Annotated in this window: 15 protein-coding genes and 1 pseudogene; 9 read left to right on the top strand and 7 right to left on the bottom strand. The window is 42.7% G+C overall.

What is annotated here, in order from left to right; genetic code table 11:
* Window positions 1-309: 309 nt before the first annotated feature.
* Window positions 310-3027: a Tex family protein gene (locus tag G628_RS16215; protein WP_034500591.1), complete on the bottom strand. Its 2718-nt coding sequence runs from the start codon at window positions 3025-3027 to the stop codon at window positions 310-312.
* Window positions 3028-3245: 218 nt separating this feature from the next.
* Here G628_RS16215 and G628_RS0102820 point away from each other — a divergent pair, with 218 nt between their 5' ends.
* From G628_RS0102820 to clpX, 6 genes are all read left to right on the top strand, one after another.
* A complete protein-coding gene (locus tag G628_RS0102820; protein WP_026667865.1) occupies window positions 3246-3644 on the top strand; it encodes a hypothetical protein in 399 nt (132 codons plus the stop codon).
* A 9-nt stretch (window positions 3645-3653) separates the two neighbouring features.
* A complete protein-coding gene (locus G628_RS0102815) occupies window positions 3654-4148 on the top strand; it encodes a hypothetical protein (protein WP_027208398.1) in 495 nt (164 codons plus the stop codon).
* A gap of 17 nt (window positions 4149-4165) precedes the next feature.
* Window positions 4166-4906, top strand: coding sequence for a DUF975 family protein (locus G628_RS0102810; protein WP_026656122.1), 741 nt, complete (start codon window positions 4166-4168; stop codon window positions 4904-4906).
* A complete protein-coding gene (locus G628_RS0102805) occupies window positions 4893-6815 on the top strand; it encodes a glycoside hydrolase family 2 protein (RefSeq protein ID WP_027208397.1) in 1923 nt (640 codons plus the stop codon). Before G628_RS0102810 ends, G628_RS0102805 begins: the two co-directional genes overlap by 14 nt.
* A gap of 101 nt (window positions 6816-6916) precedes the next feature.
* Window positions 6917-7855 (top strand): carbamate kinase, encoded by a 939-nt coding sequence (arcC, locus tag G628_RS0102800; RefSeq protein ID WP_026656124.1) that lies wholly within the window; start codon window positions 6917-6919, stop codon window positions 7853-7855.
* A gap of 23 nt (window positions 7856-7878) precedes the next feature.
* On the top strand, window positions 7879-9426 hold the full coding sequence (gene clpX / locus G628_RS0102795; protein WP_026656125.1) for an ATP-dependent Clp protease ATP-binding subunit ClpX: 1548 nt from the start codon (window positions 7879-7881) through the stop codon (window positions 9424-9426).
* 95 nt (window positions 9427-9521) lie between these two features.
* On the opposite strand, the gene G628_RS16210 is transcribed toward clpX, so the two are convergent.
* The 5 genes from G628_RS16210 to G628_RS0102770 form a co-directional block, all read right to left on the bottom strand.
* Window positions 9522-11045, bottom strand: a complete 1524-nt coding sequence (locus G628_RS16210) for a S1C family serine protease (RefSeq protein WP_051198992.1) — start codon at window positions 11043-11045, stop codon at window positions 9522-9524.
* 100 nt (window positions 11046-11145) lie between these two features.
* Window positions 11146-11415 (bottom strand): hypothetical protein, encoded by a 270-nt coding sequence (locus G628_RS0102785; RefSeq protein ID WP_026656126.1) that lies wholly within the window; start codon window positions 11413-11415, stop codon window positions 11146-11148.
* 81 nt (window positions 11416-11496) lie between these two features.
* Complete coding sequence (galE, locus tag G628_RS0102780; RefSeq protein ID WP_026667862.1) at window positions 11497-12513, bottom strand: UDP-glucose 4-epimerase GalE; 1017 nt, start codon at window positions 12511-12513, stop codon at window positions 11497-11499.
* A 40-nt stretch (window positions 12514-12553) separates the two neighbouring features.
* Entirely contained in the window at window positions 12554-13783 is a 1230-nt protein-coding gene (locus tag G628_RS0102775; protein WP_026656128.1) for a UTP--glucose-1-phosphate uridylyltransferase, read from the bottom strand.
* A gap of 79 nt (window positions 13784-13862) precedes the next feature.
* Window positions 13863-15614, bottom strand: a complete 1752-nt coding sequence (locus G628_RS0102770; RefSeq protein WP_027208396.1) for a GH25 family lysozyme — start codon at window positions 15612-15614, stop codon at window positions 13863-13865.
* Between the two features lie 422 nt (window positions 15615-16036).
* Here G628_RS0102770 and G628_RS0102765 point away from each other — a divergent pair, with 422 nt between their 5' ends.
* From G628_RS0102765 to G628_RS0102755, 3 genes are all read left to right on the top strand, one after another.
* Window positions 16037-17782 carry a S41 family peptidase gene (locus G628_RS0102765; protein ID WP_027208395.1) on the top strand — a complete coding sequence of 582 codons (1746 nt, stop codon included), beginning with the start codon at window positions 16037-16039 and terminating at the stop codon, window positions 17780-17782.
* 29 nt (window positions 17783-17811) lie between these two features.
* Window positions 17812-19449 carry a hypothetical protein gene (locus tag G628_RS0102760; RefSeq protein WP_027208394.1) on the top strand — a complete coding sequence of 546 codons (1638 nt, stop codon included), beginning with the start codon at window positions 17812-17814 and terminating at the stop codon, window positions 19447-19449.
* An 86-nt stretch (window positions 19450-19535) separates the two neighbouring features.
* Window positions 19536-20474 (top strand): alpha/beta fold hydrolase, encoded by a 939-nt coding sequence (locus tag G628_RS0102755; protein WP_027208393.1) that lies wholly within the window; start codon window positions 19536-19538, stop codon window positions 20472-20474.
* Window positions 20475-20564: 90 nt separating this feature from the next.
* Here the strand turns inward: G628_RS0102755 and G628_RS19325 are convergent.
* Window positions 20565-20817 (bottom strand): annotated as a pseudogene (locus G628_RS19325) (group II intron reverse transcriptase/maturase); the annotation flags it as partial.

Raw genomic sequence — 20817 nt, 5'->3', positions numbered from 1 at the left:
ATGCCGGAAATGGCAAGATGTACGCTTGTTTCTGAATCAAGCCACAAAAGAAAAATTGAGTATAATGCTCCACACTCTTATACCAAAGAGACATTATATTTTCCAAAACAATATTTAGCAAGTTTAATTTGATTTCCTATACAAGAATAGCTGTACGCTGAGCTTTAATCAATTATATGTCGGAATACTTTATTAAATTACCGGCACTCCAATCTCCATAATATACATAATTCCCAGCCGGACAAATCCGGCCGGGAACGCTCTAATTAACCAGCATATTTCAAATAACAGCAGTGCTAACGCATTTCATTAATCGTTTGCATTACCTTTAAAGATAACAATTCCTTTTTTCTTAAACTTCTTAACGGGAGCTGCTCCGGCATCGGATGTCGCGCTTGTTGTAGCCTTTTTTGCAACTGTAGCCGTTGTGCCGCTTGCACTCTTATTAGCGTTTGTCGAAGTCTCTGCCTTTTTAACAGTTGTTCTCTTAACTACAGACTTTCTTGCAGGAGCTGCCGCTTTAGCAGCTTTTTTAGCTTCTTCGTCTCTTGCCTTTCTTTCAGCAGCTTTTGCAGCTTCCTGTGCGGGTCTCTTTGCCGCATTTTCCGCAGCCTCTGCCGCAACCTGAGCGGGATCACGAAGCTTCATCGAAAGAGAGATTCTCTTCTTATCAACTTCAACATCAAGAACCTGAACATCTACGATATCTCCTACGCTCACAGCTTCAAGCGGATGCTTGATGAATCTGTCTGTGATATGTGAAATATGAACAAGTCCGTCCTGGTGAACTCCGATATCGACGAAGCAACCAAAGTCAATTACGTTACGAACCGTTCCCTTAAGTACCATACCGGGCTTAAGGTCATTCATATCAAGAACATCGCTTCTGAGTATCGGTGCAGGCATGCTCTCACGAGGGTCTCTTGAAGGCTTCTCAAGCTCGCTGAGAATGTCTGTAAGAGTGATCTCTCCGACACCAAGTTCTTCTGACAGCTTCTTTTTCTCACTTTCTGTGATCTTATGTGAAAGAGAACCAGCTGCGCTTCCGGAAGCCGATACTGTTTTGTTTCCTGCTTCGCTTTCCGCTTTTGCAGAAGCGTTTCCGCCCTTAGCATTTTCTTCCACAACAGCAAGATTGCTTCCCGCAAGTGCAGCCGCAAGAGCTGCTCCCATAGCTGTATTTGTATTTCTGATAACAACCTGCTTGGGCTTTTTCTTTGGTGCGGGTTTATTCTCGGGACGAGCGGCAGGCTTTTCAAGAACTGCCTTGGCAGCATTCTTCTGAGCCGCACGAACATCATCAAATGTTATTCCAAGCTTATCCATAAGCTTAAGTGTTGCATCATATGACTCGGGATGCACGCTTGTAGCATCAAGAGGATTCTCTCCGTCAGCTATTCTCAAGAATCCGGCACACTGCTCATATGCCTTGGGTCCAAGCTTCGGAACTTTAAGAAGCTCTGCCCTGCTCTTAAATTTACCGTTTTCTTCTCTGTAATCTACGATATTCTTGGCAATTGCCTTTGAAATACCTGAAATATACTGAAGAAGAGGTGCTGATGCCGTATTAAGATCTACACCTACTTTATTAACGCAGTCCTCGACAACACCTTCAAGTGTCTCGCCGAGTTTCTTCTGATTCATATCATGCTGATACTGACCTACACCGATTGACTTGGGATCGATCTTAACCAATTCTGCAAGTGGATCCTGAAGTCGTCTTGCTATGGATGCCGCGCTTCTCTGACCAACATCGAATTGTGGGAACTCCTCTGTTGCAAGTTTACTTGCAGAATAAACAGAAGCTCCGGCTTCATTTACGATTACGTACTGAATCGGTCTATCAAGTTCTTTTATAAGCTCAACAATGACCTGCTCGGATTCTCTTGAAGCCGTTCCGTTACCTACAGAAATCAGGTCTACGTTGTATTTATCTATAAGTTTCTTAAGATCCGCCTTAGCTTCCTCAACTTTATTCTGAGGTGCTGTGGGATAAATAACCTTGGTATCAAGCACTTTTCCGGTAGCATCGACTATGGCAAGCTTACATCCTGTTCTGAACGCAGGGTCCCAACCAAGGACAGTTTTTCCTACGATGGGAGGTGCCATAAGGAGCTGTGTCAGGTTCTTACCAAATACGGAAATAGCGCCGTCTTCAGCATTCTCCGTAAGCTCATTTCTTATATCTCTTTCAATAGCAGGTGCTATCAATCTCTCATATGCATCTCTTGTAATCTCTTCGATGACCGGAGTAGTCACAGGGTTATCTTTTGTAATAATCTTGGTATTAAGGTATCTTAAGATATCCTCTTCGGGAGCCTGTATCTTAACCACAAGGAACTTCTCAGCCTCACCTCTGTTAAGAGCAAGTACTCTGTGTCCGAGAACTTTTTTCACAGGTTCATCGTAGTTGTAATACATCTCATAAACGCTCTGAACCTTCTCGTCTTTGGCTCTTCCGACAAGTATACCGTTCTCCATTGTCGCTTCTCTTATATACTTACGATAGTCGGCGTTATCGGAAATATCCTCGGCGATAATATCCATTGCTCCGCTGATGGCTTCATTCTCGTCATTTACACCTTTCTCGGCGTCTACGAAAGCTTTGGCCGCTTCTTCCAGTGAGCCTGTAATTTCCTGCGCAAGAATGATCTCGGATAATCCTTCAAGCCCTTTCTCTCTGGCAATGCTTGCCCTTGTCTTTCTCTTTGGACGATAAGGAAGGTAAAGGTCCTCAATCGCAACCATAGTCTCGGCTGCAACTATCTTAGCCCTAAGCTCATCTGTCATCTTGCCCTGCTCTTCGATAGAAGCAAGAACCTGCTCTCTTCTCTCCTCAAGTCCTCTTAAATACTTAAGTCTCTCATCAAGGTTACGAAGCTGTTCGTCATTTAATGAGCCTGTTACTTCCTTTCTGTAACGTGAGATAAAGGGAATGGTGTTTCCTTCATCAATAAGCTTAATAGCGGCTTCTACCTGCCACTTCTCTACATTAAGCTCCTCTTTTATCTTTACTACTATATCCATACCTACCTCGCAGTATATATATGCTTTGTGCGCCGAAATTATGATAAAAAGAATAATTTTTGATTATTTTTTCATAAACCGCGCACTCCCATATTATACCAAGCCTTGCGGACGTATTTCAAGAGTCCGTAAAATGTCGAAGCATTGTAAAATACGGGGTTTTATACTAAAATTTAAGTAATTAACCAAAAATTTCAAAAGGAGTCATTCTTATATAAATGGCAGAAAACGACGACGAGAAATACTACTACAACAATTATAACTACAACAAGGCACATAACGAGCTGGACAGCCACGTGGCACTTGCTACTTTTGCCAGAATCCTGGGAATGTTTTCAATACCGCTTTGCCTTATCTTTTACACAGGCATCATTCTTGGCGGTGTAGCGGTCGTTCTGGCTCTTTTGTCAAAGGGAACCATGAAGACATTCCTTCCGCAGGCCAAAAAAGCGCTTGTACTCGGAACTGTCGGCGTAGTTCTCGGATATACCATGATGGTTACAAGCATACATACGGTACTTACCAACCCCGAACAGCGCCAGCAGCTTAACATGATGTCTGAGCAAATGTACGGAACAAGTTTTGATGATATGTTAAATGAAATAAAATCGAGGTAATTTGAAGTTATGAGTATTATCGGTGCGATAGGCAACGGATATGCACCATACAGATCTGCCGCCATCGGCACAAGTGCTGTAGCCGGAAACAAACCAATATTGAATCCCAATGCCTCCACCGAGAAGGCACCGGGCAGAGTATCATCTCCCGCAGAGTGCGAAACCTGCAAGAACCGCAAATACCAGGACGGTTCCGATGAGATGGTTTCTTTTAAGAGCGCTCAGCACATAAGTCCGCAGTCCGCTCCTGCAAGAGTACGCGGTCATGAGGCTGAACATGTAAGTAATGCTTACAAAGAAGCCGCCATGAATAACGGCAAAGTTCTTCAGGCTTCAGTTTCGATAAAGACTGCAGTTTGCCCGGAATGTGGCAGAACCTATGTCTGCGGAGGTGAAACAACCACCAAGATCCGCTACGGAAACGAAGACAATCCGTATGAAAAAGAGAGAAAAGCAATGCACCGTCAGGGACTTGTCGGTGCAAATATAGACCTTACAGGGTAAGTTGGGAGCAATATTTAATGACTAATCTTAAGACATCGACAGAATTAAAGGCAATCGCCAAAGAAAGATCACTTGATAAATACGGAATTTTAATACTTGCAAATATTATAATTTTCGTTCTGCAAATGGCTATCTCGAGCATTGTGACAATCTCAAGCTCGGGTAGCCTTGTTATATTTGCGATAAATCAAATAATATTCCTTATAGTAAGCATACTACTTGGTGTTTTGGTCTCAGGAAAAGCGTACCTGTACATGAATCTCATCTACTCACAGACGGTTTCAACAGGCGACATTTTCTTCGGACTTAAGCAGCACCCCGACAAAGCGGTAAAGATTCAATCAGTCTTTGTACTTGCGGACTTCCTTTCAAGTCTTCCCGCTTCAATAATTTGGTTTATCCTGACACCGAGATCACCTTTTTCCGTCAGAGTCGCACTCTTCATCGCACTGCTATTCGGACTTATCGTGAACATCTACGTGTCACTTACATATTCACAGGCTTTTTATTTATTACATGATTATCCTGACAGATCGGCAAAAGAGCTCCTTGCATACAGCAAAACTCTTATGCAAGGGAACAGGTTTAAGCTCTTTCGTTTGCACATAAGCTTCATTCCGCTTATCATTTTCGGATGCTTGACCTTTTTCATTCCGCTTTTGTGGATTTTTGTCTACAGATATGCAACATTGACAGCGTTCTACCAAGATCTCATCGCTGCCGGAAATACAGGAAAGGTTGAAAATGGACTTAATTGATGCAATAAAAGCAATCGACAAACCTCACGAGGACGATGTGCTTAACAGGCTTTATACAGTATGGGGAGAAAATCTTGATAAAGACAATGTTCTTCCCGAATATCCAAGGCCGCGCTTTGTAAGAGACGGCTTTATGAATTTGAACGGTATCTGGGAATACAAGATTGTTCAGGATATATCGGCAAATGTTCTCCCTGCGGACACTGACGGCGAAATTCTCGTACCTTTTTCACCCGAAAGCTTTTTATCAAGTGTGGAAAAAAGACTTCTTCCCGATCAGGTTCTCTGGTACAAAAAGGTACTTCCGACACTTAAAAGAAAACATGAAAACTCAAGATTCTTACTGCATTTCGGAGCTGTGGATCAGTTTGCCGAAGTATATATAAATTCATCTTTTGTAGGCTCGCATGGCGGCGGATATCTTCCTTTTACACTGGACATAACGGACCATCTGAAGTTTACGGATAATGACAGCACCGCTCTTAACACTCTTATTCATGTTAAAGTCAGGGATACGAGCGACAGCTCCTACCACAGCAGAGGTAAGCAGACTCTCAGACGAGGCGGAATGTACTACACCGCTCAGAGCGGAATCTGGCAGACTGTCTGGATTGAGGAAGTTCCCGAAACTTACATAAGAGAGCTTATCGTAACTCCTTCACAGGATTTAAAGAGCGTAACTATCGAAGTTTCAACAAATAAGCCTTGCGACATCGATGTCAGAATTCCCGGACACGAGGCAATTAAGCCCAAGAAATCCGGCGAAAGCTTTAACTCCGAGCGTGAGGATTTCTTTTCGTCAGACACATATCCTTCTAACGAAGCCGGCGTAAAAGAATTTGCTCCCGCAGGTTACAGCTTCTCTTTTGAAATTGAAGATGCTCATCTGTGGAGCCCCGAGGATCCGTACCTGTACCCGATTCTCATAGAAGCAGGCGACGACAGCGTTCAGTCGTACTTTGCCATGAGATCTTTTACCATTGAAGAAGACAATACGGGAACAAAGCGTTTCTTCCTTAACCACAAGCCCTACTTCCTCATGGGAGTTCTCGATCAGGGCTATTGGCCGGACGGCCTCTACACCGCTCCTTCAGACGAAGCGCTGATATTTGATATAACTGAGATGAAACGACTTCATTTCAATATGATGAGAAAGCACGTAAAAATTGAGGCTGCGCGCTGGTACTATCACTGCGACAGGCTCGGAATGATAGTCTGGCAGGACATGGTAAGCGGCGGTTCATCCTATGCAAAGCCCATGGTCTCCTATCTTCCGACTCTTTTCCCGAAAGTATTCGGAAGAATGTCAGACGGCCCCGCGTACTACAAGACATTCTCAAGACACTCGGCAGAAGGACGGGGAGAATGGCTTAACGAGATGCAGAACACTATAAGATACCTCTACAGCGTACCTTCAATAGCAACGTGGGTTCTCTTCAACGAAGGATGGGGGCAGTTTAACGCCGCAGGTGCTACCGTTATGGCAAAAGAGCTCGACAACACAAGACCTATCGACCAGGCCAGCGGCTGGTTTGATGAAGGAAGCGGCGACTTTAGAAGCGTGCACAACTACTTCAGACCTCTTGCCGTAGAAAAAGATCCTAAGAACAGGGCTTTTGTCATCTCCGAATATGGCGGATTTACCTGCCACATAGACGGACATTCAAGCGTTGACAGAGTATTTGGATACAAAAAATACGATAACCTCGAGGCACTCGGCGTTGCTTACTACAACGTGATAAACGCGAACATTATCCCGCTTATCTCAAAGGGGCTCTCAGGCGCAGTATATACGCAGGTCAGCGACGTTGAAGAGGAAGTAAACGGACTTATGACCTATGACAGAAAAATAACCAAGGTCAATCCGGATCTCGATCCCAACGTATACGCCAGACTGCACCGCAACTAGCAGTGTAGTACGTTACTGTATTACTTCCAAAAAAGACGGAGTTATTGTACAATAAATTATTATCTTATTAAGCACGATCAACGTGCAGAAATGAGGCCAACATGGAAAACATCAAAGCAGTTGTTTCTCTCGGACACGAAGCGCTGGGAGTAACCACACACGAACAAAGAAATGCCACAAAGCTTACGGCAAAAGCACTCGCCGACCTTATAGAAGCAGGCTATCAGCTTGTTATAACTCACAGTAACGGACCTCAGGTCAGCATGATCCACAAAGCAATGACTGAGCTCCACAGAATGTATATCGATTACACATCCGCTCCTATGTGCGTATGTAATGCAATGAGCCAGGGTTATGTAGGCTATGACATTCAGAACTCTCTTAAAACAGAGCTCACAAGCAGAGGAATCTACAAACCGGTAAGCACTATCCTTACACAAGTTACGGTAGATCCTTATGACGAAGCTTTCTATGCACCGACTAAAGCAATCGGACGTTATATGTCAAAAGAAGACGCCGATACAGAGATTAAGAAAGGTAACTTTGTAAAAGAAGATCCCGGAAAAGGCTACAGAAGAATCGTTGCCGCTCCTAACCCCATCAAGATTGTTGAGATTGATGCTATCAAGACTCTTGTAGAAGCCGGTCAGGAAGTTATCGCATGCGGCGGCGGCGGAATCCCGGTAATTGAGCAAGGTCACGTTCTTAAAGGCGCTTCAGCGGTAATCGAAAAAGATTCTATCGCAGGAAAGCTCGCTGCAGACCTTAAATCTGACAGACTTATCATTCTTACATCGGTTCCTTACGTATACAAGAATTTTGGTAAGGATGATCAGGAACCTATCCTTAAAATGAACGTTAAAGAAGCTAAAGAGTACATCGAAGCAGACGAATTTGGCGAAGTAGACATGCTTCCCAAGATTCAGGCAGCAATTGAGTTCTTGGAATCAAATCACGACGGTTCGGTTCTAATTACTTCTCTTGCTTCTGTAGCTGATGCACTCAAAGGAAAAGCAGGTACATTCATAACTTTTGAGTAACCTCTTTTCTCTATGGAGATAATATGGAAGATAAAAGAGACGATAACTTCGATTTCAGAGAAGTTACAGACGAAGAACTGAATAACAAAGACACAAAAGATACCGAAGACACCACTTCAAATACCGACAACAATGATAATAATGACAAGTCGGAGTTTGAAGATGTCTGCTTCGTATGCAGAAGACCTGAGAGCAAGGCGGGCAAGATGTTCCATCTTCCCAATAATATCTGCATCTGTGAAGACTGTATGCACAAAACAATGGACACGGTCACACAGTTTGATTATCAGAATCTTCTGAATAACCCCAATCTTATGAATGAACTCAATAAGAATATGGGGACATTTCCGAATGTGAGCTTTTTCAACTTAGGCGATATGCCCGGTGATTTCAACATGGGTGGCATTCCCAACTCACAGAAGATCAAGAAAAAGAGCGAAGCTAAATCAAAACCCGTTATAGACATAAGGAACATTCCCGCTCCCCACAAGATCAAGGCCAAACTTGACGAATTTATCATAGGACAGGACAAGGCCAAAAAAGTCATGTCTGTAGCGGTTTACAACCACTATAAAAGGGTTGCGACAGATACCATGGATGAGATTGAGATAGAAAAATCAAACATTCTTCTCCTTGGTCCCACAGGTAGCGGTAAGACTTATCTTGTTAAGACTCTTGCCAAGCTTCTCGATGTTCCGCTTGCTATTGCTGATGCAACATCTCTAACAGAAGCAGGCTACATCGGAGATGATATCGAAAGCGTTGTAAGTAAGCTCCTTGCAGCTTCAGGCAACGATGTGGAAAAGACAGAACACGGCATTATATTTATCGATGAGATAGATAAGATTGCCAAAAAGAAAAATACAACAGCAAGAGACGTAAGCGGCGAATCTGTTCAGCAGGGAATGCTTAAGCTTCTCGAAGGCTCAAATGTAGAAGTTCCCGTAGGAGCAGGAAGCAAGAACGCCATGGTTCCTCTTGCCACAGTAAACACCAGAAACATCCTGTTTATCTGCGGCGGTGCTTTCCCCGACCTCGAAGACATCATCACTCAGAGACTTAATAAACAGACTTCAATCGGTTTTGATGCCGATCTTAAGGATAAATATGCAGATGACCCCAACGTTCTTTCCAATGTAACGGTTGAGGACCTTAAGAAGTTTGGTATGATTCCCGAATTCCTCGGAAGACTTCCAATCATCTGTACATTGCAGGCTCTTACCAAAGAAATGCTTATCAAGATTCTCAAAGAGCCAAAGAATGCAATCCTTAAGCAGTATCAGAAGCTACTTGCCCTGGATGAGGTCGATCTTAGATTTGACGACAGCGCTCTCGAAGCAATCGCTGAGAAAGCATTGGAAAAAGAAACCGGTGCACGTGCCCTCAGAGCCATCATCGAGGATTTCATGCTTGATATCATGTATGAGATTCCCAAAGATGACAACATCGGACGCGTAACCATTACAAGAGATTACATCGAAGGAAAGGCTTCACCTCTTATTGAGATACGAGGCGAAGGTATTCACCCTCAGATTCCTGTATTCAACAAGGAACAAGCCACTCTTGTATAAATTTTGATCAAAAAATTGAGGCAGTTCAAAATGAATTTCCATTTTGAACCGCCTCTTTTATTTAATACTTTTCTGTTATCTTTCTTATCTTAATATCAGCCGCCTGTTCCTGCCTTCTCATCATCTGAAGCACTATCGGATTCCGCATTGGAATTATTATCTTCCGATGAACCTATATTCTTATTGGACAGCTGAACCGTAACATCTATCGTATCGTACTGATTTCCGTTAGGTCTGAGTATCGTTATATTAACCGAAGTTCCAACCGAATAGTATCTAAGCTTTGAATGAAGTTCTTCCATAGAACCGATCTCGGATCCGTCAAACTTCACAATAACATCGCCCTTTTCGATACCTGCCTTTTCTGCTCCGCCTCCGGGAATAGTCTCATAAACATATACGCCCTGAGGGATACCATACTTCATTGTATCTTCAGCAGAAACGCTTATACCCTGGATTCCAATAACTCCCTGGTCTTCTTCTTTTACTTTCTTCTTGGTTTCCTGGTTCATAAGCTCTTCAATCTTAGGCTTAGCAAGCGAGATAGGAATAGCATATCCCATACCTTCAACTGCCGCTTCACCGATCTTGATAGAGTTAATACCGATTACTTCACCTTTGATATTAAGAAGTGCACCACCTGAGTTACCTGGGTTAATAGCTGCATCTGTCTGAATATATATTTTGGATGAACCCTCTCCCATATCAAACTTTCTGTTGACCGCTGAGATAACACCTGTAGATACAGACTGACCATATCCAAGAGCATTACCGATCGCGATAGCAGGCTCACCAAGTGTAAGCGCATTACTGTCACCAAGTGTGGCAACTTTAATCTTTGACGCCGTATCAGCAGGAATATCCTTAAGAGATACAGCAATTACCGCAAGATCCATCTCGGGGTCGGGACCCTTTAGATCTGCCTGAACCGCTTTTTTAGCCGCCTCTTCATCGGATGATCCATCGGAAAAGATAACTTCGATTGAATCAGCTCCGTCTACTACGTGGAAGTTTGTTGCGATCAAAAGCTCCGAATCATTCTTGCCGACAATAATTCCGCTTCCTGATGCATAAAGTCCCTCTGATTCCTGACCGTATCCGAAAAAGTTTGATGATTTGATACGGTTATTATGAATGATAACCATTGAAGGCATAACTTCCTGAACAACACCTGTAACATCCGTTACTGTAGCTTTTCCCACGTTTGATACCGTCGTGGTAGCTATATTATCCGGATTTGCACCGGTATTCTCTTCTGTCTTCTTAGTATTAAATGAGAACAACGGCTTGTCCTTACCGTATGTTCGATACAAATATCCGCCTGCGCCAATTCCACCGACAATCGCAAGCAACACAATAATTGAAACTAAAATCTTCAGACCTCTCTTCTTAGCCGGTCTTTCCATATTACCCATAGCATTCCCCATTGTACTTCCTGCATTTGAATATTGATAGGCTCCGTAATTATTCCCGCCGTTTCCATATCCATATGCGCTCTTTCCTGTCAAATCTCCGTTATATGTCTTATCATCGGAATAATTATAATTAGTGTAGTTATAACTGTTGTATGAGTTTGACGAATTTACACCACTGTTTTCTTTGGTAACATCTTCATACATAGTATCTACCTTCTTCCTTTTTTCTATTTGTTAAAATAAGTATAGTTTCATTATGTGTCGAAATTGTGTTTATTTTATTATAAAAAAATAACGTAAATTTTTAATAGTCTTCTTCGATAACTTGTATCTCCATATAATCAAACTCAATCTGCTCCACAAAAGCGTCTTTGTTGAATCGACACTTTGAATGGATCTGGAAATCTTTTACTATATTATCAAGCCAAATAGGTTTGGAAAGGTCCATTTCATAACATGCCTTCTCAATGGCATTCATTACTTTATGTGTTCTTGTATCGTTTGATTCGTCGCAAACGACCATATCTTTTATAAGGTGGTTGTCTTCCACCAATCTTACCCAAAGTCTAAACATCTTATCTCCTGCTATTCCGATAGTAAAAACCGGTCGCATGTTCCCTACAGAGCATACGACCGACATATTTTTACATCTTAATTATTCATCATATCCGTTAGGATTCTGACTCTGCCATTTCCATGAATCCGCACACATCTCTTTTATTCCATACTGCGCGTGCCAGCCAAGCTCTTTTGCCGCTTTATCCGCATTAGAATAACACGTAGCAATATCACCTGCGCGTCTGGGCTTGATCTCATAAGGGATCTTAACTCCCGTTGCTTCCTCAAAGTTCTTGACTATATCAAGAACGCTGTATCCGACACCTGTGCCAAGATTATAGATATTAAGTCCGCTTCCGGGCTCAAATTTCTTAAGCGCCTTAACATGTCCGAGTGCAAGATCCACAACGTGGATGTAATCGCGCACACCGGTTCCGTCATGCGTATCATAATCGTTACCGAATACATTGAGCTGAGGGAGCTTTCCTACAGCAACCTGTGTGATGTAAGGCATAAGGTTGTTAGGGATTCCGTTCGGATTCTCTCCCATTGTTCCGCTCTTGTGTGCTCCGATAGGATTGAAGTAACGAAGAAGAACAACGTTCCACTCGTTATCAGCCTTATAAATATCGGAAAGTACCTGCTCAAGCATTGATTTAGTCCATCCGTAAGGGTTTGTGCATGTTCCCTTAGGGCACTCCTCAGTGATAGGAACAAAAGCGGGATCTCCGTATACAGTCGCCGATGACGAGAAGATTATGTTCTTGCAGTTATGCTTTCTCATAACATCAACAAGTGTAAGTGTTCCCGAGATATTGTTCTCGTAGTATTCCCAAGGTTTCTCAACAGATTCTCCAACTGCCTTAAGTCCTGCAAAATGGATAACTCCGTCAATTTTTTCTTTTGAAAAGATCTCTTCAAGACCTTCACGGTCTCTGATATCTGTCTCGTAGAAAGGTACTTTCTTGCCTGTGATTGCTTCAATTCTTCCGATTACTTTTTTGCTCGCATTGGCAAGGTTGTCCATTACGACAACATCGTATCCGGCGTTCTGAAGTTCAACAACAGTGTGAGAGCCGATGTAACCTGCTCCTCCTGTCACCAGTATAGTCATATTACTACCTTCTTTCTGTCATTCAAATTTCTGCGTATGATCAAAGCTCGATTCCGTTCTTCTTGCAAAGTTCTCTTGCAGACTCTACAGAATCAACACCTGTCTTGTTCTTGATAGGTGCAAACTCGTGCTCTCTTACTACCTCATAAGGAAGGCATGTATCAAGCATGTGGATCATATCAAGAACGAGCTGCTCAAACTTGCATCCGTTCGGTGACTCGGGCTTAACGAGATTGGCATTCTCGTCTATATATGGAATCTTCTTCTCAACAACGTGAAGCGGAAGTTCCTTCTGAGCGATTTCATAGAGAGCTTTCTCATTGAACATATAATTGAGGATAACTCCGTAGTTGTAAGCAGGATCGCCATTCTCGTCCTTGGCATCCATCATCTCCTGTGAAAGCTCGTAGTACTCTACGATTGAAGGCTTGCCATCTTCGAGACACATAACGCCTACCTTTTCATCGGGAGCGTTCTTCCTTACAACCTTGGCTCCGCAAGAAACCTTAGCTGCAACTGTAGCTCCTACAAAGCAAGGATCTGCAATTCTCTGAAGAACGTTGTCTACTGCAAAAATGTCTATCCATTCGATGCCCTCTTTTACGATGACATCACGAAGTCCTGCTTTAAGAAGTGATGAATACCAGCCGGCGTTACCATTGGGAGAAGTTGAGATTCTTGACTTACTCTCCATGTATACCTTTCCGTCATAATCGGATGCCGGTGCCATCTCCTGCTTAAAGAATGTGATCTTATCTTCAGGATAACCGAAGAAGTTTTTCTCCTTAAGGAAATTAACAGTAGCATCATTATTCTTTTCACTAGTCATAATGAAAAGACGGATGTATGTGCCATCTGCCTGCTTAACTGTATCAAGAAGGTTCTCGATTATTCTCTGGAAGATATAAACAGGCTTGGTTATACCGATATCATACATTCCTTTCGGATTGTCGGATCCAAGTCTTGTTCCCATTCCACCTGCAAGAAGAACTGCGGCAACTTTGCCTGCCTTGATCGTCTCAACGCCAAGCTTAGTAAACTCGTCTTTCCTCTTCTCGATCTCTGATACCTGAAGAGCCGCCAAAGGCGCAAACTCTCCTCTTTCGTCAGCATGTCCAAGATTCTTACAATTAGCAAGTACCGCAAAATCCGTGTCCTCAACCTGCGCAAGAAGCTCCTGCTTCTCAGAATCGCTAAGTTCGGAATAATACTTAAGTACATGCTCCTGTCCGTACTTCTGTAATTTCTCTTTTGCTTCTTCGATGTTCATTTTTAAATTTCCCTCCGTTTATAAACATTTTTGGACGCTCCGCGCTTTTGCACTGAGCGTCCAACCCCTCATTATTATATTAATTAGCCGGTGCCGCGGGAGCTGTCTGTGCTGAAGCTCCTGCTGAAGCAGCGGGTGTTGAGGCTCCTGTTGATGCAGCCGCACCTGCGTCAGGTGCCGGAGCCGGAAGTGGTGTTCCGGGTGTCCAACCTGCAGGATCTGCAAGGAGACCGTTCTTATCAAATGTGCATGACACATTCTCAAGTACTGCAGTTGTCTTTACAAGCATCTTACCTGTGTTGCCGTCAAAGTAACGCCATCCGTCAGGCTGCTGAACCCATCCTACAGTTCTGTGTCCGTCCTTAGGCTCAAGATAGTATACTCCGTCAGGAAGTGAAGCCATTCCTACAACCATCTTACCGTCTGCACCGAAGTAATATCTCTGTCCTTCGATATCGCTCCATCCTGTAACCATTTTTCCGTCAGGTCCGAAGTAATATCTTCCTGTAGCAATCTCTCCTGACCAACCTGTCTGCATTACGCCTTCAGGATTGAAGAGGTAGTTAGCCTTTTCAATAGTCTGATTACCTGTAACCGCAACATGATCCTGGTTAAAGAAGAACTTCTGTCCCTGCTCGTTTGAATACCATCCCTTGATAGCTGCGCCGTCTGAACCAAACATATACTTGCCTGTCTCAAGTGCAACCATACCGGTCTGCATTACACCCTGAGGATTGAACATGTAGAGCTTATCTCCAACCTGCGTAAGACCTGTGTGCATCTTATACTCATCATCAAAGTAGTGAACGCCGTCTTCAAGAGGTACAAGACCTTTCTGGCATACACCGTCTGCATTTGCGTAGTAAACAGTTCCTCCGAGGTTGAGAAGTCCTGTTCTCTTTACGCCTGCTTCATCAAAGTAATAGCGCTTGCCTTCGATATCGGCAAATCCTGTCTTGGCAAGTCCGCCTGCTGTAGGATCGAGATAGTAGATTCCACTCTCGTCCTGGAACCAGCCTGTCTGGATATATCCGTTAGGATCGGAATGGTATTTCTTGTTTTCAAGATTAATCCATCCGAACTGCTTACGGAAGTTGTGATAATAGAATGTATGTCCGCCCCAGCTGTTAAAACCTTCAGGAATAATTCTTGTGAAATAGTCGGAATAAAGGTGGTCTACGTCTACTCTACCGGGAATTCCGGGATAAGTTGCATGGCTGCTTGACTGCCACATTACGTAATCGCCCGGATAATCACAGGCAACGTCGTACTGTGCAACCCACTTAGGTGCAGATACTGAAGGCATCCTCTGCATGAACCAGTTTCTGTTTGCATATACCAATGTCTCATATCCTGCGCCACTGAGAATATTGCAGAATGTATCTGCAATAGCCTGAAGCTGTGCAGCATTAAGACCTTTCTGAACGTTATCTTCTATATCAATCGCAACCGGAAATGTTACCGCATAGGGTGCAATCCAGGCAAGAACCTGATTTGCCTCCACAGCTGCTGCCTCCGGAGTTGTTGCATAAGAATAGATATAAATACCTGTTCTGATGCCTGCTGCATTTGCGCCATTAATATTGTTGACGAACTGTTCATCCAGTCCCTTTTTCATTGTTCCCACACGTATCATGGCGAATCTGATACCTGCTGCCTTAACCTGTTGCCAATTGATTCCACCCTGAAACTTGGATACGTCGATACCTGTAGCCAATTCAGGCCCTACCGCACGTGCACTCGCACTTACGCCGGCAATAGGAGTAAAGAATAAGGCAGCTGACATACCGACAGCCCCCAGTGATGTAACAATCTTCGAAACTTTTCTCATTATAATACCTCGCTCCCATTTTTTTATCGCATTAAATCACACACTTAACGTTCTCATTATATTAGTAAACGTTTGCGTAGGTCAATGGAGAATTGGCATATTTACACTTTATTAACAACTTACCTGAAACTAACGGTATCAGAACAGTTCCGATACGTAAAAAAGTTTTTTCAGCGAAATGTTGACAACACAGTTTTCATATGGTACTATGCCTATCGTAGTACTACAGTCGTACCATGACAGGCATAGCATATGTCGATACTCTTTTATCGAAATATCGCAACAAAAGAGATATGGCATAAAAAACAAAGCATTTAAAGCAACATAGCGGCTATGCATTCTTTTGATATTGCTGATAGTATTTATTTCATCAGCAATAGAACTACTAACCGGAAAATGACATATAGGAAAGGATTGTAACAATGAAGACATTACTCGGCTCCCTTTACCAGGTCATATACACCATGGACAAAACTCACCTTATCTGGTTCGCAGTTTTTGCACTGATCGCATTGACCCTCGGAATACTCCATACCCGAATAAAGGGCGATGAAAACAAACTCAAGTTGTGGAAAAAAGCAAGCTTTGTCCCAATATTTCTCGCTTTGATCCACATTATTATTTATGTTATTGCCGGCAAAGAAAGCATTATTTCTTTCCTCCCAATCTACGCATTGGCTCTTATGACACTGATAGCTACTTTATTGGGAAAAAGAAAAATCGGTTACAAAGTAGTTACCGTCATTACCTTCCTTCTTTCAATTGCCTGCTTTATAGCATTATTATTCATGCTTCCGTCAAATACATATAACTTTTCTGAAAAGAGTTATACAGAATCATTTCACCTGATGGCTCAGGCAATGGATAAAACATACATATTAAAAGAATGGAAAGATGTAGATTTTTCAGCACTTGAAGAAAAATATATGCCTATGGTTGAAGAAGCTGAAAACGAGAAGAATCTGACCAAATACTACGACGCGGTGAAGATGTTCTGTAACGAGCTTCATGACGGGCACGTAGGTGTAGAACTTGATTCGAATGAAGAAACCAACAATTCCATATTTAAAAATAACGAATATGGCCTTTGTATGGTTCATCTTGATAACGATGAAGTTATTGCAGTAAACACACTTCCCGAAGTCAACCAACTTGGGATCGAAGACGGAACCGTTATTACAAAGTGGGACGGTAAGCCGATCAAAGCTGCTGCCGAAAGTATCCCTGACATGGGCGTCCCGGTAAAAGAAAATGCTGAATTCCTTTCATATATTTATTTATCAGCTTACGGGAATGAAACAGTCGACGTATCTTTCATTAATAAAGAAGGCACCGAGCAGACTGTTTCTCTGCAAAATATCGGAGAAAACACAACCTGTATAAAAACACTTACAACATACTCACACAGGCCGAATGCTAAATCAATTGAAGAAGCCTTACCGTGGTTTAACGAAAACTTTAGCACAAAAATGCTTACCGGCAATGTCGGATACCTGCGTTTAAACAGTGAAATGCTCTCTGTTCAATCGATCGAACCCGGTGACATATTCGGTATGCTCACCGGCAATCACAAGGAATCCAAAGAAATATTCCGTAAAGGACTTACCGAACTCAAGGCTCAGGGCATGGAATACCTTGTTATAGATCTCAGAGGAAATACGGGTGGCTTAGACGAAATAGGCTGTGCACTTGCAAGTCTCCTCACAAATGATTACTACTTCGGTCAGGGACTCGGTATTCGCAAGAACGGAAAATACATCGATGTTTCTCCCGATCATGCTGTACATGGAACAGGCGAATTTGCTGACATTAAAGCAGTTGCTCTCACAAATTTTGCATGTGTAAGCGCAGGAGACGGAACATCGCTTTATCTTTCAAAGCTTCCAAATGTAACCCTTGCAGGAATCACCAATCCCAATGGTTCAAACCAGGCTGTAGGCGGAGCAATAACTCTGGCAAATGACAAAATCAAGGTCAGTTATCCGGTCAGCCTTATCTTGAACGAAAATGACGAGCCCAATATTGATGTAAAGGCAGACCGCATCAGCCGTAACCCTGTAGAGGTTCACATTCCTTTTGATAAAAACGCCGCACTTGAAATATTCCACACCGGCGAGGATTACGAACTTAATTGGGCTATAAATTACCTTACCCAAAGCAATACTTAGTTTTACCCGACATAAGAAAAGAGACAGCAATGAATTACTTGAAGAATTATTTTAAGACAATATATCAGAGAATTAAGAGCATGTGTTTATGGGAAATAGCAGCGATGATACTTTTTACGGTTAATCTCTCAAGTATCTTCTACTTTAACCTTTCAGATCTTCGCCTTTCGCTGGATCCCGATTTTGCAACCGTTGTATATCATCTTAGAGAGATTGTAAATAAAGGAAGTCTCATTCTTCCAAACTGGGTAGCAACCACCAGCATGGAGTTTGACTCCACTCTCATATTTGCAGTTCCGTTTTTTGCGATCACAGGCAACGAGTTCTTATCGGTGGGCTTATCCGATCTTTTGATCGTTTTCATATATATTTACGCAATATGGAACATTTTAATGGCGCTCCATGTGCGGATCGGCGTTAGATTTCTTTCGCTTGCCGTCATCATAACACCTTATAACTATGACTGGCTTGATTACTTCAAGATGCTGTTCTTTGCGCACGCCAATTACAGCATTAAGGCTCTTGTTCCGATCATGCTTGTGCTATGCCTTATAGCATTTGATGATGGTGAGTTCGCCGATTGTTTCAGCAAGAGAAAAAGAATCATATTCTTATTTACATATCTGTCACTGCTTTTTGTGACATGCGCTTCTACAGGAATTTACACAATTGTCTGCGGAGTCACACCAATCTTTTTTGCATCTCTGTTCTCTTTGTGGAAAAAGAGATATCCCTTCAAGGAAAGTGTGGTTCCGGTCTGGGCAATGACAGGCATCTTTGCCTCAATAGGTGTGTTTACCTATAACCTGATCTACACAGGTCATTCTCCCGACACATCCCCGGTAAAGATATCAGAGTTTTGGGATAACCTGAAGTACGTTTTTGCAGGAGTTTTCCAGGCCTTTGGTATTATGGGACACGAAACTGTTCCTGTATTTTCCAAGATGTGGTTTTTCATCTTGCTAAAAACACTTTTTGTTTTATTGATTTTTATTGTCACAGCGCTCGTCATCTATAAATGGATCCGCGGCGCCGCAAACTATAACTATTATTTACCGTTCTTCTCGGTAATTTTGTTTAACATGCTCATTTTGATCGTTGGTGATATGCGCGCCGGCAATGACTTCATTCCTTACAGATACCTTTTTGTGGGAATACCGATTCTTTTGACCGGAATGGGAATCATGCTCAACAGATACCTCGCAACTCACCAAAACAAGCAGTCCATGCCTGTAATGGCTCTCATAATGCTCGCTTGTGCATATATGCTTGTCGGCAACTTCAAAGTAGCAAACGACAACCTCATGGACAAAGATTACATCGTCGATATGACCGACTATTTTGATACGCTTGACGTTGACACCGTCTTCATTGCAGATGATAAAGACACTGCGCTCATGTGCAAGGCCGTTGACGACAGCAAGAAGTATGCCTGCTACGACAGCGAAAACGAGAGCATCACGCTAGAGATCAACTACTACAATGATGAAAAGAACTTTAATTATTACGGGGACAAAAATGTAATTGCTATTCCAAACTTCAATAAGTTAACCGATTACGTCTCCGAAGACATTGCAAACGAATACGAATATGTCGGCGAAACGAGATGGCTTGCATGCTATAAATCCGACACCAATTATTTCAAACAGGAAAATAAGAACAGTTAAACATTCACCACAATGAATCAGTATATTTAAGACAAGATAAAGTGTATTTGAAACAAGGACCCCCTTTTAGATAAGTGAGGTATACTATGAAAAAATTTTTAAAGATACTCGGAAGAATCTTTTCAGTTATTTTAATAATCGTCCTGCTTTTTATAACAGGTGCATTTATATACCACCGCATAGAGCTCAAAAAAGAAGAAGCGATATGGCAAAATCCTCCCGGACAGTATGTCGAAGTGGACGGCCACAAAATGCACATCTACACGGAAGGCGAAGGCGACCACACAATCGTACTTATGTCAGGCTGGGGCGACACAAGTCCATACGTCAATTTTCTTCCTCTTTGCAAAGACTTAAGCACCGATGCAAAAGTGGTTATCATTGAACGATTCGGCTACGGCTTAAGCGACGTTGTAAAAGAAGAAAGAACCTTCGATAAGATCGTCGAAAATGACAGAGAATGCCTTTCCAAAGCCGGCATAGAAGGCCCCTTCGTATTATGTCCTCATTCAATCGCAGGAGTTGAAGCAACTCTCTGGGCTCAGAAATATCCCGCGGAAGTAGAGGGAATCGTTGGAATGGATATATCAATCCCCGGTTTGGATGATCAATATAAGGAAGAGTTTGACGCCGCCAAAAAGCAATTTCCAATTATGAGATGCCTTATTGATTCAGGAATTATGCGAGTTCTGAGCGGACATTCAGATGAAGCCGATGAGCTTGCTAAAATGGAAACTGCCATTGGATACAGAAACGACGTAAATAACTGCAAGCTGGACGAAGGCTTAAATTGCATAGAAGCCCTACATGAAATCAGTAGCAATCCTCTCCCTACAGCTCCGACAATCCAGTACATCTCGGCACAGACTACCGAACTCTCTCCCGGCTGGCTTGAAGGCCATCAGGCCCTCGTAGATGCATCTTCTAACGGAAAACTTGTAAAACTCAACTGTGCACACTATGTATATAAATTTGAAGAAAAAAGAATCGCGAAGGATATAAAAGAGTTTTTGAAAGCACTATAATAATCGAGTAGGAGGAATTTCTCATAAATGAGAAATTCCGACCTCTCACACCACCGTGCGTACCGTTCGGTACACGGCGGTTCAATCAACTTAACAAGTAACACACTTTTCGGTGTAGTAATCTAACATTGAGACTAATCCAAATGAGGTTAGTCTCTTTGTACTTATAGCCTTTTGTACCCATCCATTGTGAGCGAGTCTTGCATATCTGTCTCCGCAGTAGGCGATATTATACGCCGCCCATCTTGGTACGTCCAGCTTCATCAAATTCTTAGCTCTATTCTGTGGAGTTTTCCAATGCTTCCAAATACACATACGCAATCTAAAACGAATTCTTGAGTCC

The sequence above is a fragment of the Butyrivibrio hungatei NK4A153 genome, assembly GCF_000424465.1.
Classification (GTDB): domain Bacteria; phylum Bacillota; class Clostridia; order Lachnospirales; family Lachnospiraceae; genus Butyrivibrio; species Butyrivibrio hungatei_A.
This window is presented reverse-complemented; position numbering and strand designations above follow the sequence as displayed.